Origin of the sequence: Streptomyces sp. NRRL F-5650 (assembly GCF_000721365.1) — a bacterium.
Taxonomy (GTDB): Bacteria; Actinomycetota; Actinomycetes; order Streptomycetales; family Streptomycetaceae; genus Streptomyces; species Streptomyces ardesiacus.
The window spans coordinates 19293-32435 of sequence record NZ_JOGV01000020.1; the positions used below are offsets into that span (position 1 = coordinate 19293).

General features: G+C 71.0%; 11 protein-coding genes. 2 read left to right on the forward strand and 9 right to left on the reverse strand.

Annotated elements, in window-relative coordinates:
• Nucleotides 1–63: 63 nt before the first annotated feature.
• Complete coding sequence (locus IG88_RS0119345; protein WP_031042500.1) at nucleotides 64–840, reverse strand: enoyl-CoA hydratase/isomerase family protein; 777 nt, start codon at nucleotides 838–840, stop codon at nucleotides 64–66.
• On the reverse strand, nucleotides 837–2339 hold the full coding sequence (locus tag IG88_RS0119350; protein ID WP_234332218.1) for a class I adenylate-forming enzyme family protein: 1503 nt from the start codon (nucleotides 2337–2339) through the stop codon (nucleotides 837–839). Before IG88_RS0119350 ends, IG88_RS0119345 begins: the two co-directional genes overlap by 4 nt.
• A 316-nt stretch (nucleotides 2340–2655) precedes the next feature.
• Between IG88_RS0119350 and IG88_RS0119355 the strand changes: the two genes are divergently transcribed.
• On the forward strand, nucleotides 2656–3114 hold the full coding sequence (locus IG88_RS0119355; RefSeq protein WP_031042505.1) for a nuclear transport factor 2 family protein: 459 nt from the start codon (nucleotides 2656–2658) through the stop codon (nucleotides 3112–3114).
• 66 nt (nucleotides 3115–3180) lie between these two features.
• On the opposite strand, the gene IG88_RS0119360 is transcribed toward IG88_RS0119355, so the two are convergent.
• The 3 genes from IG88_RS0119360 to IG88_RS0119370 all read right to left on the reverse strand — a co-directional run bounded on the left by IG88_RS0119360 (nucleotide 3181) and on the right by IG88_RS0119370 (nucleotide 6892).
• Nucleotides 3181–4032, reverse strand: coding sequence for an AfsR/SARP family transcriptional regulator (locus IG88_RS0119360; protein WP_051851961.1), 852 nt, complete (start codon nucleotides 4030–4032; stop codon nucleotides 3181–3183).
• Between the two features lie 651 nt (nucleotides 4033–4683).
• Complete coding sequence (locus IG88_RS0119365; RefSeq protein WP_051851962.1) at nucleotides 4684–5154, reverse strand: MerR family transcriptional regulator; 471 nt, start codon at nucleotides 5152–5154, stop codon at nucleotides 4684–4686.
• Between the two features lie 304 nt (nucleotides 5155–5458).
• Nucleotides 5459–6892: an endo-1,4-beta-xylanase gene (locus tag IG88_RS0119370; RefSeq protein WP_031042514.1), complete on the reverse strand. Its 1434-nt coding sequence runs from the start codon at nucleotides 6890–6892 to the stop codon at nucleotides 5459–5461.
• Nucleotides 6893–7336: 444 nt separating this feature from the next.
• On the opposite strand from IG88_RS0119370, the gene IG88_RS0119375 reads away from it, so the two are divergent.
• Nucleotides 7337–8764 (forward strand): non-reducing end alpha-L-arabinofuranosidase family hydrolase, encoded by a 1428-nt coding sequence (locus tag IG88_RS0119375; protein ID WP_031042517.1) that lies wholly within the window; start codon nucleotides 7337–7339, stop codon nucleotides 8762–8764.
• A gap of 33 nt (nucleotides 8765–8797) precedes the next feature.
• Here IG88_RS0119375 and IG88_RS0119380 read toward each other — a convergent pair whose 3' ends face one another.
• The 4 genes from IG88_RS0119380 to modA form a co-directional block, all read right to left on the reverse strand.
• Nucleotides 8798–9982, reverse strand: coding sequence for a PP2C family protein-serine/threonine phosphatase (locus IG88_RS0119380; protein WP_031042520.1), 1185 nt, complete (start codon nucleotides 9980–9982; stop codon nucleotides 8798–8800).
• A gap of 176 nt (nucleotides 9983–10158) precedes the next feature.
• On the reverse strand, nucleotides 10159–11406 hold the full coding sequence (locus IG88_RS0119385; RefSeq protein ID WP_234332220.1) for an ABC transporter ATP-binding protein: 1248 nt from the start codon (nucleotides 11404–11406) through the stop codon (nucleotides 10159–10161).
• Nucleotides 11403–12254, reverse strand: a complete 852-nt coding sequence (gene modB, locus IG88_RS0119390) for a molybdate ABC transporter permease subunit (RefSeq protein WP_031042523.1) — start codon at nucleotides 12252–12254, stop codon at nucleotides 11403–11405. Before modB ends, IG88_RS0119385 begins: the two co-directional genes overlap by 4 nt.
• Entirely contained in the window at nucleotides 12251–13081 is an 831-nt protein-coding gene (modA, locus tag IG88_RS0119395) for a molybdate ABC transporter substrate-binding protein (RefSeq protein WP_031042526.1), read from the reverse strand. The genes modB and modA overlap by 4 nt, the downstream gene beginning before the upstream one ends.
• Nucleotides 13082–13143 lie beyond the last annotated feature (62 nt).

A 13143-nucleotide genomic window follows, 5' to 3' on the forward strand; every position in this document is an offset into this window, starting at 1 on the left:
GCCCGTTCGGTGTGTGCCTCGGCGCTCCCTTCGGGGTACCGCGCCCGGCCTCGGCAGCAGAGGTCACCTCCCGCGCCCGGCCAGCACGGCCGCGATGCCGGCCCGGGCGATGCCGCTTTCCTGGACCTGCCGTACGGCCGCGGCCTCGCGCGCCATGGCCGCTTCGACCGCACGCGGTGAGGGTCGCATCAGTCGCAGATGCGCCGCCGTGGACGAACCCGGCCGCGTCCACCGGTGGATCAGCCGGACGGCGGCGGGGACGAGGTCCTCCGGCTCGACGATGTCGTCGACGAGCCCGAGGTCCCGTGCCTCGGAGGCGCTGAGCCGAGCACTGTTCATGATCAGGTGCAGGGCTCTGGACGCACCGGCCAGGCGGGGCAGGAACAGACTCGCGGCATTGGACACGGTGAGCCCGGCACCGGTCTCGGGCCAGGAGATCGAGGCCCGGGCGGTGGCGATCCGGGCGTCGAAGCTCAGGGCCATCTCGCCGGCGCCGCCGACGGCGAGGCCGTTGAGGGCCGCCACGACCGGAACGTCCGTGGTGAGCGCGGCACGAGTGATGTCGTTGAACAGTTCCATCTCCGCCAGGAGGTCCAGTTCGGGGCCGGCGGCTTCGCGCAGGTCCATTCCGGCGGAGAAGGCTCTCTCCCGGCCGGTGACGACCACTCCGCGAGCCCGGCCGCCCTCGCCGTAGTGGCGCAGCAGCGCGGCCAGGTCCCGGCGCATGCCGCGGGTCAGGGCGTTGAGTCTCGCCGGGCGGCTCAGAGCGATCACGGCGACGCCGTCGTCGACCGTGACGATCAGGTCGGCAGGGCTCAGCAGGTGCGGCACGGCGCTCATGCCCACGCGTCCGCCGCCGTGTCGAACGAGCCGGTGCGCTGGTCGTCCCCGGGGCGGAGCAGCCGGCGCTTCTGGACGCGGGCGGAGGGGGTCATGGGGAAGGAGTCGACGAATTCGACGTAGGCGGGGATCTTGAACTTGGCGAGCTGGCGGCGGGTGTGCGCGAGGATGCTCCGGACCGTCGCCGTGGTGGGGCGGTAGCCAGTGCGCAACTGCAGGAAGGCCTTGGGCAGTTCGCCGAAGATCTCGTCGGGAATGCCCAGGACGGCAGCCGCCAGGACCGCCGGGTGGGCTTCGAGGACGCTCTCGACTTCGGCCGGTGCGATGTTCTCGCCGCCGCGCCGGATCATGTCCTTCAGCCGCCCGGCGTGCACCACGCCCCCGGCCGCGTCGGCACGCCCGAGATCGCCGGTGTGGTACCAGCCGCCGCGGAACGCCCGCTCGGTACTGTCCGGGTTGTTCCAGTAGCCCTTCATCATGGGCCTTCCCCGCACCAGGATCTCGCCGGTCTGCCCGGGTGGGACAGGGCGTTGCCGCTCGTCGGCGACGATGACCTCCTTGCCGGCCGGCGGACGTCCCATCGCGCCGCTGCCCACGGGGGCCTCTCCGCCGGGCGGCATGATCAGGTCCAGTCCGCTCTCGGTGGAGCCGTACACCTCCCGCCAGGCCGCTCCCCAACGGTCCTCGAACGCTCGGTGCAGGTCGCGGGGGATGCCCGAGCACAGAACCAGCCGCATCGCGTGGTCGCGGTCGCCCGAGTGCGGCGGCTGCTTGTACAGCAGCATGGGCATGCTGCCCAGCACGTAGGTCAGCGTGGCCCCGTGCCGGCGCACGGAGTGCCAGAAGCCGGAGGCGGAGAACCGCGGCAGCACCACCAGCGGTACGCCGCCCATCAGGCACATCACGGCCTTCCACTGGGGATCCACGTAGGAGAACGCCTGGGCCGTCAGTACGACGTCGTCGGGACGGAGGCCGGAGTGGGCAGCGATCATCCATGCCGTGCGCAGCCAGTAGTCGTGGCTGAGCATGCAGGCCTTCGGGAAGCCGGTGGTGCCGGAGGTGTACTGGAAGTTGACGGTGTCGTCCGGGTGGGCCGGCAGGCCGGGACCGTCAACCGGCCGGTCGCCGAAGCCGGCCTCGAGCTCGCGCGGCGTCAGGACCGCACAGGGGCGTCCGAGACCGCCGCTCACGTCCCGGGCCAGACGCGCGCAGTCCGAGGAGGCCAGGACCAGCACGGCCTGGGAGTCCTCCAGGACGTGCGCGAGGTCCGTGGCGCCGAAACGGGTGTTGACCGGCACCGCGACGGCACCGGCCTTGATGGTCGCGAACCAGCTCAACGGCCAGTCCGTCCCGTTGTCCATCATGATCGCGACACGGTCGCCCGGTTCGACACCTCGGGCGGTCAGAGCCCGCGCCAACCGGTCGGTGCGGGCGTCGGTCTCGGAGAAGCCGAGCGTCTTGTCGCCGCAGCGGAGGAACTCCTTGTCGCCGTGGAGCAATGCCGCATCCTTGACGAGTTCGCCGATGGTCTGCCAACGCGGTCCCGCTGCGGGGCGCCGAGCGTCGGGCGCTGATCGTGTTGCGGCCTGAGGGGCCGGTTCCATACTGCTGGCCTCCGTCGCATCAGGCGGTGGCCGTTGCCACCGGTCTCCACCGGACAGGGCACCACCGGCGCCTGGAGGGGCGAGCAAGACGGCGTCACGGGCTGCTCTCGCGCCTTGCCCCGGCCGAGCTTGTCTCTGTACCGGGCATGGAGAAGCAGCCCTCACCGTGTCTACGGCAGGAGTCGATCCGACCCGAGCGGAGGAGAGCGCCTTGGCACAGGTCCCGCACGAACCGGAGGAGCCCGCGGTGACCGCGGCGTCGTACGCGGAGATCCAGCAGTTCTACGGCCGCCACATGAGGGCCATGGACGAAGGCCGGGTGGAGGACTGGACCGGCGACTTCGTGCCCGACGCGGTGTTCGCCACCAACGCCCGCCCCGAGCCGCAACGCGGGCGGGCCGAGATCGCCCGGAACGCGGAGACCGCGGCGCGGCAGTTGCGGGAGAAGGGCGTCCTGCGCCGCCACTGCGTCACCACGCTGGAACTCCGGCAGGGCGGCCCGGGGCCGACGCTCCTGGCCAAGACCTACGCCCTGATCACCAGGACGGTGGTGGGGGAGCGGTCGGAGCTGGAGTTCGTGTGCACTTGCGAGGACGTCCTCGTCCGGCACGGTGGCCGGTGGTTCATCCGCCACCGCCAGGTCTTCCGGGACGATCTCCCCGAGAGCTGAGACGACGACGTCCCGTCCCCCCCGGCGGGTACGACGCGGCGGCCGGTACTCGGCCGCCGCCGCGCCTCACGCCTTCCAGGGGCTTGCCGTCGGCCACGGGACCTGCAGAGGAGCCGGGTCGGCGGGCGCCCGCAGGAACGGGGCCCGCTCAGCGGTGTCCAGCCGGGGGTCCGCGGACAGGATGGCCTGCTGCAGCATCTGCAGCTCCCGTGAGGGCTCCAGCCCCAGTTCGGTCACCAGGGACTGTCGCAACTGGTTGAACAGCTTCAGTGCCTGCGGACGTCTGCCGCAACGGTAGAGTGCGAGCATAAGCTGGCGGTGGAACCCTTCGTGCTGCGGACACTGCGAGGCCAGCCCGCTCAGCTCGCTCAGCACCTCGTGGTGGCGCCCCAGTTCGAGTTCGGCTTCGATTCTGGTTTCCTGGACACCGATACGGCTCTCTTCCAGCCTGACGATCTCGGCCTCCAGATGCATCCCGCGCCGGACATTCGCCAGAGGCGGCGCCGCAAAGATATGCAGAGCGGCTCGGAACTGTTCGACAGCGGCCATGTTGTCGCCCGCTTGAAAGGATTGCTGGCCGGCCAGGCGGTGCTGTTCGTAGCGTTGCAGGTCCACGTTCTCCGGCGGCACGCGGAATTCATAGCCGTTCGGTGTGGTGACCAGGAGTTGCTTCGGCGATTCACCTGGACAAATCTTCCTCAACAGTTGCCGCAACTGGAAAACGTACGTCTGCAACGCGCTGAGGGCACTCCGAGGTGGCTGCTCGGCCCACAGCTCTTCGATCAGCACATCGGTGCTGACCATTCTGTTCGCGTTGATCAGCAGGAGGGCAAGGACCTGCCTGGCCTTGGGGGCGCTGGGTGTGCTGCGCTCATCGCCGACCTTCAGCGTCACATGCCCGAGAACTTCGACGTCCACAGTTCTTCCACCCCGTTGGCTGTTTGAATTTACCGAACAGTGGGCAGCGAGGCGACTTCGCATGCAATTCCCTCAGTCAGTGCGGCTGCGTGCGGCGCATGGAAACACGCTCGCATTGCTGACCGCCGGGGCGTCATTGCCGCAGCACGACACAAAAGCATGACCTCTGCATGTGACTGAACGTATCCGCGCGGTAATTTCACGGTCAAGGGCTCGGGAAGCGAAACCGGCCACGCTGCGACTCCTCATTTCGCTTCCCTCCGGGTGCCCCGTCCGTGAGGCGCTCCGCGCCTGCGTGCGAGAGTGCGGCAGTGCACCGTTTCCCCGTCCCTCCTCTCTCGTAAGGGTAGAGTCCAGCATCGTCGTGAGCCCCCGTCCCGCGCCGGGCGCGCGCCGGCATGCCCTCGCGGACGTGCGCCGCGCACTGACGGAGCACGTCCCCGAGTCACGCGCGGGCTCTCCGGCCGTCCGCGGTCGGGGAGGGGCCCCCTTCTGCCGCCGCTCCAGACGAGGGGGCGTCGGGGCAGGTCATCGCCTTGCCGTGCGTGCGGCGCCCCGGCACGTGCCGGCGAGCGGAGCCGCGGGAGGGGGTCGGGCCAGGGACGTGGCGCAGCTTGTCCGATTAGTGACGACGCCGGACGACCGGGCGCGTCAATCCTGAGCCGGAGCCCCCTCGAAGGGTCCTCCGGGAGCGGTCTGCTCGCTTGCGGCATCGGCTCGGGCGTGAGCGTCCATCCGGTCGCGCAGCGTGGCGGCGAAGTCCTCGGCCATCGCCAGCCGCGCGCGCAGTGTCTCGCACCGCGCGTCGGCCACCTTGCGGTACGCGCCGAGCCGTTCACGGAGTCGTTCGTGCTCCACGGGGCCGGGCGGATCGTCCCGGGCCCCGAGCCGGTCGGTGATCTCCAGCAGGTCCCGCATCTCCTCGAGGGAGAAATCCAGCGGCTTCATGCGCCGGATCACCATGAGCCGGCTGACGTCGGCCTCCGTGTAGAGACGGAAACCGCCCTTGCTGCGGGCGGATGGGACGATGAGGCCGACCTCTTCGTAGTGGCGGATCGTGCGCAACGACAGTCCCGTCCGCTCGGCGACCTCGCCGATCTGCATGTGCCGCTCTTGCGCCATGCCGCCCCGGATCCTCTCTGTCGCCCGCTGTCCTCCGCACGCGCGAACAGGGTACGCGTCAGGATCTTCAGAGCCACCGCTGGCCCGGCCGGTGAGACGGCCGGCCGTCCCACCGGCCGGGCTCGACGCCGGGTACCGCCTTCCACACGAAGCGCGCTTCGATGCGCCGGGGGACGGGATCTCCTCGGTGTCCGGGCGTCCAGCGGACCGTCACAGGGCGAGGCCATCCGCGACGCGAGGGGCGCGGTGTGATCGCCCTGCGTCGCGGATGGCCGTCCGGCACGCTGGTCAGTGACGGGTCCCCTCAGGTGCGGGTCCAGTGCTGGTTGGTGCCGTTCGAGCAGGAGTAGAGCTGGATCCGGGTCCCGTTGGCGGTGCTGCCCCCGACGGCGTCGAGGCAGAGGCCGGACTGGACGCCGACGACGGATCCGTCGGAGTTGAGGCGCCACTTCTGGTTGTCGCCGCCCCAGCAGGCGTAGATCTGGACCTTGGCGCCGTTGCCGGTGCCGGCGGCGTCCAGGCACTTGTTGCCGTAGACCCTGAGTTCTCCGGCGTCGGTGTACGTCCACTGCTGGTTGGTGCCGCTGTGGCAGTCCCACAACTGGACCTGGGTGCCGTCGGCGGTGCCGCTGTCGGGGACGTCCAGGCAGCGGCCCGAACCGACGCCCTTGATCTGTCCGCCGTCCGCGGGGGGATTGGTGGTGCCGCCGCCGTTGAGCGCGTCGAGGACGGCGGTGTAGGCGGGCTTCTTGCTGCCGTCGTTGTTGAACAGCAACGGTGTCTGCTCCGACCGCCACGAGTCGCTGTCGCGCACACCCCAGACGGTGATGCCGAGGCAGCGCTCGACGGCCAGGCAGTCCTTGGTCACGTTGGCGTAGGTCGAGGCCGGGGCACCCTGGATGTCGAGTTCGGTGATGGCCACGTCGACGCCGAGAGCGGCGAAGTTCTGCAGGGTGGTGCGGAAGTTGGCGTCGTAGGGGCTGCCGCTGTTGAAGTGGGACTGGAAGCCGACGCAGTCGATCGGCACGCCGCGCTGCTTGAAGTCCCGGACCATCGAGTACATGGCCTGGGTCTTGGCCCAGGTCCAGTTCTCCACGTTGTAGTCGTTGTAGCAGAGCTTGGCCGACGGGTCGGCGGCGCGTGCGGTGCGGAAGGCGACCTCGATCCAGTCGTTGCCGGTGCGCTGCAGGTTGGAGTCGCGCCGCGCTCCCGAACTCCCGTCGGCGAACGCCTCGTTCACGACGTCCCACTGGGCGATCTTGCCCTTGTAGTGGGACATCACACCGTTGATGTGGTCGATCATCGCCTGGCGCAGCGCGCTGCCGCTGAGGCTCTGCATCCACCCGGGCTGCTGGGAGTGCCAGGCCAGGGTGTGGCCGCGCACCTGCTTGCCGTTCTGCACCGCCCAGTTGTAGACGCGGTCGGCGGCGCTGAAGTTGAACTGGCCACGCTGCGGCTCGGTGGCGTCGATCTTCATCTCGTTCTCGGCGGTCACCATGTTGAACTCGCGGCCCGCGATCGAGGTGTACGTCGAGTCGCTCAGCCTGCCCGAGGCGATGGCGGTGCCGAAGTAGCGGTCGTGCTGTGCCGCCGCGGCGCCGAGGGTGCTCTCGGCGGCTTGTGCGTTCGGCGGTGCCACCAGTGTGGCGACCACACCGAGGACGCCGACGGCCAGCGTCGGCAGCAGGCCGCGGAACCTCTTGCGGACAGGGGGTCTGGGAAGGGCGTACGAGCCCATGGCTGTGCCTCCAAGGTAGACGTCGCGGAAGGACCGATGCGTGCGGGGGAGACGGCGTCCTCCGCTCCCCTTCGGTCGCGGTTTCTCCGGTGGGCGAACCTGTCGTGCGGCTGCGGATCGCCAAGGACGTTCTGTTCGGGATATCGGGCGGTGACCGGGTCCTCAGGCAGGATGATTGAGGCGTTGACGGTGCATCGTCAATGCCCGTGCCGAGAAAAGTTTCAGTGTTTCGAGCGAAACTTTCGGAGAGGGAGTGTCCTCGCGAGTCGGGGTGCCGGGGCAACGGTGGTGTGTGCGCAAGGTGTTGACGTGGTCCGTCGGCTCCTTATCATTCGGGATGCTCGATACTTCGACATTCGTTCGAAATTCCGAACGCGGCTGACCGTTCCCTCGCACAGCACAGCGATCCCCCCACCCCCCGTCACAGCCATGGAGGAAATCCCCATGCACAGAGGAAATGTGAGCCGCGGGCACCCGTCCGCGGTGCTCGCCGCATTGGTCGCGGCCCTGGCCGCGATGGCGGCGCTGCTCGTCGCCACCCCCTCGGCCCAGGCGGCCTCCAGCGGTGCCCTGCGGGGTGCCGGTTCGGGCCGGTGCCTGGACGTGCTGGGTGCCGGCCAGACCGACGGCACGTACCTGCAGCTCCACGACTGCTGGGGCGGGACCAATCAGCAGTGGACGCTGACCGACGGCAACGAGCTGACGGTGTACGGCACCAAGTGCCTGGACGTGCCGGGTCACGCCACCACGGCCGGTACCCGGGTGCAGATCTGGGGCTGTTCCGGCGGTGCGAACCAGCAGTGGAAGGTGAACTCCGACGGCACGGTCGTCGGTGTGGAGTCCGGGCTGTGCCTGGAGGCGGCCGGCGCCGGCACGGCCAACGGCACCGCGGTACAGCTGTGGACGTGCAACGGCGGCAGCAACCAGAAGTGGACCGGGCTGACCGGGACGCCGCCGACGGACGGCACGTGCTCCCTCCCGTCGACGTACCGGTGGTCCTCGACGGGGGTCCTGGCGCAGCCGAGGAGCGGATGGGTCGCGCTGAAGGACTTCACCACGGTGACGTACAACGGCAAGCACCTGGTCTACGGGTCGACCTCGTCGGGGTCGTCGTACGGGTCGATGGCGTTCAGCCCCTTCAGCGACTGGCCTGACATGGCGTCGGCCGGACAGAACGCGATGAGCCAGGCCGCCGTGGCTCCCACCCTGTTCTACTTCGCCCCCAAGAACATCTGGGTGCTGGCGTACCAGTGGGGTTCCTCGCCCTTCGTCTACCGCACGTCGAGCGACCCCACCAACCCCAACGGCTGGTCCGCTCCGCAGCCGCTGTTCACCGGGAGCATCTCCGGCTCCGACACCGGGCCGATCGACCAGACGCTGATCGCCGACGGCCAGAACATGTACCTGTTCTTCGCCGGTGACAACGGCAAGATCTACCGGTCGAGCATGCCGATCGGCAACTTCCCGGGCAACTTCGGTTCCTCGTACACGACGGTCATGAGCGACACGAAGGCCAACCTGTTCGAGGGCGTACAGGTCTACAAGCTCCAGGGCCAGAACCAGTACCTGATGATCGTCGAGGCGATGGGGGCGAACGGACGCTACTTCCGCTCCTTCACGGCCTCCAGCCTGAGCGGCGCGTGGACCCCGCAGGCCGCCAGTGAGAGCAACCCCTTCGCGGGCAAGGCCAACAGCGGAGCCACCTGGACCAACGACATCAGTCACGGCGACCTCGTCCGCGACAACCCCGACCAGACCATGACCGTCGACCCCTGCAACCTGCGCTTCCTCTACCAGGGCAAGTCCCCGAACGCGGGTGGGGACTACAACGCACTGCCCTGGCGGCCGGGTCTGCTCACCCTGCAGCGCTGACCCCGCCGAGCAGGGACCGGTCCCGGGGCGGGCTCACGCCGCCGGGGCCGGTCCGCGCGGCGCGGACGCCGGTGTGCCGCCGGCCCGCCGGGGCGAGCGGCGCACGGCCAGTACCGCCAGGTCGTCCTGCTGTGTTCCCCCGGTGAAGGTGTGGACGTCCTCGACGAGCGCACGGGTGAGCCGGTCCGCGGTGGTGTCGACGCGGCCGGCGAGGTGTGCTTCGAGCGGGTAGAAGGTGCCCGCGGGGGAGCGGGCCTCGGTGAGGCCGTCCGTGCACAGCAGCAGCGTCGCCCCGGCGGGGAAGGGGAACCAGGACACCCCGCGGGGTTCGTCGACGAGGTCGGCCAGGCCGAGCGGCGCGTGCTCCGTCCCCCGGCCCACGGCGGTGACCGTCCCCTCGTGCAGCAGGTAGGGCGGGATGTGGCCGCACGTGACGAACTGGGCCTCGGCACCGGCGTCCACGCCCAGGACGACGGCGGTGACGAACCGTTCGGGCTCCCCGCGCTGTTCGGCGTACGCGTTGTGGCGGACCACCGCGGCCTCCAGCGAGTCCACGAGCGCGGTCACCGTCGGTTCGCGGTGGGCGGCCTCGCGGAAGGCGCCGACCACGTCGATCGCCATGCCGATGGCGGCGAGCCCCTTCCCCTGGACGTCGCCGATCAGCACCCGGGTGCCCCAGGGCGTGGCCGCCACGTCGTAGATGTCGCCGCCGACGAGTTTGTCCTGCTGCACCGGCTCGTACACGCCGTCCACGAGCACGTCGTCGGTGAGCAGCGGCAGCGGACGCAGGATCTGCCGTTGCATCGCGGCGGCGGTCGACCGCAGACGTACCAGCGCCCCCTCGCGCGTGATGCGCACCCAGGAGCCGTAGACGGCCAGCGCGCCGAAGCCGACGGCGAACAGGCCGAGGACCACTCGGTCGGCGAGCCGTTCCGCGGACAGGGCCACCGGCACGATGACGAGGACGCTCACCCAGGCGGAGACCAGCGCCGTCTGGTTCGGGGTGCACAGCGCGGCGGCGAACGCGGGGAGGAACACCAGCAGCCCCAGCAGGAGCACGGCGGTGCCGGTCAGAGTCCCCAGCGTGAGCGTGAGCACCGTCGCCGCGACCGTCACCAGCACCACGGCACGCGTCGGGGGTGTGCGGACCGCGGGGGTGTCGTCCCGGTCCGCACGGTCCTGCGCGGGGACCGGATCCGCACGCGACGAACCGAACATGCGAGCATCCTCCAGCGGCGGGGTGATCGGACGGTGCGCATGCCGCATGCCGCATGCCCGTGCCGCGACCGGCGGGCGGCCTCGGTCATCCAATCCGCTTGGCATACCGAACGGAGGGAGGCTGGCCGCCGCCCCCGCCGGAGTGCCTCCGCCCGGGTGACCGCCGGATGTGCGGGTCAGCCGTGGTAGGCGTGCGTCTGGGTGGCCTTCACGCTGGCCCAGACGGCGGCCCCGGGGTGCAGGTCGAGTTCGGCGGCGGCGACGGTGGTGAGATCGGCGGCGAGGGGGAGTTCGCCGGTGAGGTCCGCGCGGATCCGGTCGCCGTGGGTCTCCAGCCCGGCGACCTCGCAGCGCCAGAGGTTGCGGGCGCTGGTGCCGGTGGGACGCTCCCGGTGCAGGGTCACCGCGCCGGGCGGGAAGGCGACGAAGGCCGGACCGGTCAGGTCCTCGGCGGTCGTGATCGTGGCGCCGTCGTCGAGCCGTACGGTGTGGCCCGCGGCCTGCCCCCGGTAGAGGTTGAGGCCGACCAGGTGGGCGATGTAGTCGGTGCGCGGGTGGCGGGCGATGTACGAGGGGGCGCCCTCCTGGACGACGTGACCGTCCTCGACGACGACGAGGTGGTCGGCGAGGACCATGGCGTCCAGCGGGTCGTGCGTGACGAGTACGGCGACGGCTTCGAAGTCGGCCAGGTGGCGCCGGAGTTGGGCGCGTACGTCGAGGCGGGTGCGGGCGTCGAGGGCGGCGAGCGGCTCGTCCAGGAGCAGCAGACGGGGGTGGGTGGCGAGGGCGCGGGCGAGGGCGACGCGCTGGGCCTGGCCGCCGGAGAGCCGGCGCGGTTTGGCGGTGGCGTGCGCGGCCAGGCCCAGGCGCTCCAGCCAGGCGGCGGCCTGCGCTCGTGACCGGGCCTTGCTCGCGCCCCGGCACCGCGGCCCGAAGGCGACGTTGTCCAGCGCGGTCAGGTGGGGGAAGAGCAGGTAGTCCTGGAAGACGACGCCGACCGGTCGGGACTCGGGCGGCGTGCGGTCCAACTCCACGCCGTCCAGGCGCAGGTGACCGCCCGAGAGCGGGACGAGACCGGCGAGGGCACGCAGAGCGGTGGTCTTGCCGGCGCCGTTGGGTCCGAGCAGCGCGACGACGTCGCCGGGTGCCGCGCTCAGGGCCACGTCGAGGCGGAAGGTGCCGCGTTCGACGACGAGCCGCGCGTCGAGTCCTCCGGCGGCAGTGCCTCCGGCGGCCGGGTCTCCGGTCTCGGGCCCGGGGGTCCGCTCCACCCGGTCCTGCCGGGCGTTCTCGGCTTGGGTCTGCTCGGTGTTCTCGGTTGGGGTCTGCCCGGCATCCTCGGTCCGGGTCTGCCGGGCGTTCTGGGTTCGGGCACGCTCGGTGTTCTCGGCTCGGGCCCGTTCGTGCTTCCCGGTGTCGGTCATGAGGCGGTCATCCAACGGTCGCGCAGCCCGGCGAGGACGGCGATGGACACGGCCAGCAGTACCAGGCTGAGGGCGATGGCCGCTTCCGGGTCGCTCTGCAGGGCGAGGTAGACGGCCAGCGGCATGGTCTGGGTGCGGCCGGGGAAGTTCCCGGCGAAGGTGATCGTCGCCCCGAACTCGCCGAGCGCCCGCGCCCAGGCCAGCACGGCGCCGGCGGCGATGCCCGGTGCGATCAGCGGCAGGGTGACCCGGCGGAAGGCGGTGAAGCGGGAGGCGCCGAGGGTGGTGGCCGCCTCCTCGTAGCGGGGGTCGGCGGCACGCAGGGTGCCCTCGACACTGATGACGAGGAACGGCATCGCCACGAACGCCTCGGCGAGGATCACACCGGTGGTGGTGAACGGCAGGGTGACGCCGAACCAGGAGTCCAGCCACTGCCCGACGACGCCGTTGCGGCCCAGTGCCATGAGCAGGGCGACGCCGCCCACCACCGGCGGCAGGACCAGCGGCAGCGTCACCAGGGCCCGGACGAGACCGCGTCCCGGGAACTCCACCCGGGCCAGCAGCCAGGCCAGCGGCACGCCGATCACCATGCTCACCGCGGTCGCCGCCGTGGCGCAGATCAGCGACAGCCGGAGCGCCTGCCACACCTCCGCGCTGGTCAGCAGCTCGGGCATGCTCGTCCACGGGGCCCGGATCAGCAGGGCGACGAGGGGGAGCACCAGGAACGCCAGGCCGATCAGCGCGGGCACCAGCAGCGGCAGGGGAGCGCCGCCCCGGAGCGGGCCTGGGCGCCGCGGCCGGCCCGTGCGGGGGCGGGCCGCGGCACCGGTCTCGGGCGAGGCGGTCACGGCGCGGTGAACCCGGCCTCGGTCAGGACCTGCCGGCCCTCGGCGGACCGCACCAGCTCGACGAACGCCCTGCCGGCCGCGGCGTTGGGGGCGTCCTTGAGCACGGTGATCGGGTAGTCGTTGACGGCTTCGGCCGCTTCGGGGAACTCCACGCCCTCCACCTTGTCACCGGCCGCCTCCACGTCCGTCCGGTATACGACCGCGGCGTCGGCCTCCTTGAGGACCACCTTGTTGAGGGCCGACTTCACGTCCTCCTCGTAGGAGACCGGGGTGAGTTCGAGGCCGGCGGCGGTCAGTGCCTTCTGGGCCGCCGCACCGCAGGGCACGGTCTTGTCGCACAGCACGACCTTCAGGTCCGGTCCGGTGAGGTCCTTGAGGGAGGCGACCTTGTCCGGGTTGCCGGGCAGGGTCGCGATCTCCAGCCGGTTGCGGACGAAGGTGGCCGGCGTGCCCGCGGCGTCCCCGGCGTCGGTGACGACCTTCATCGTCTTGGGGCTGGCGGAGGCGAACACGTCGGCCGGGGCGCCGCTGGTGATGCCCGCGGCGAGCGAGTCGCTGCCGCCGAAGTTGAAGACGACCTTGGTGCCGGGGTGCTGCTTCTCGAAGTCCTTGCCCAGCTTGGTGAAGCTCTCGGTCAGCGAGGCCGCGGCGAAGACGTTCACCGTCCCCGACAGCTTGTCCGGACCACCGGCCGACGAGGAGGCACCGGCGGCCCTGCCGCCGGAGTCCTCACCGGAGGAGGAACAGGCGCTCAGGGCCAGCAGCGCGGCGGCGCCGACGCCGGCCGTCCGGAGCATCCGGCGGGTCCGGCGTGCGCAACAGGTCATCACGGGTCCACTCCTCAAGGTCCTGAACGACACGTCTACGGCCCCCGTCCGGTAGCTGTGCT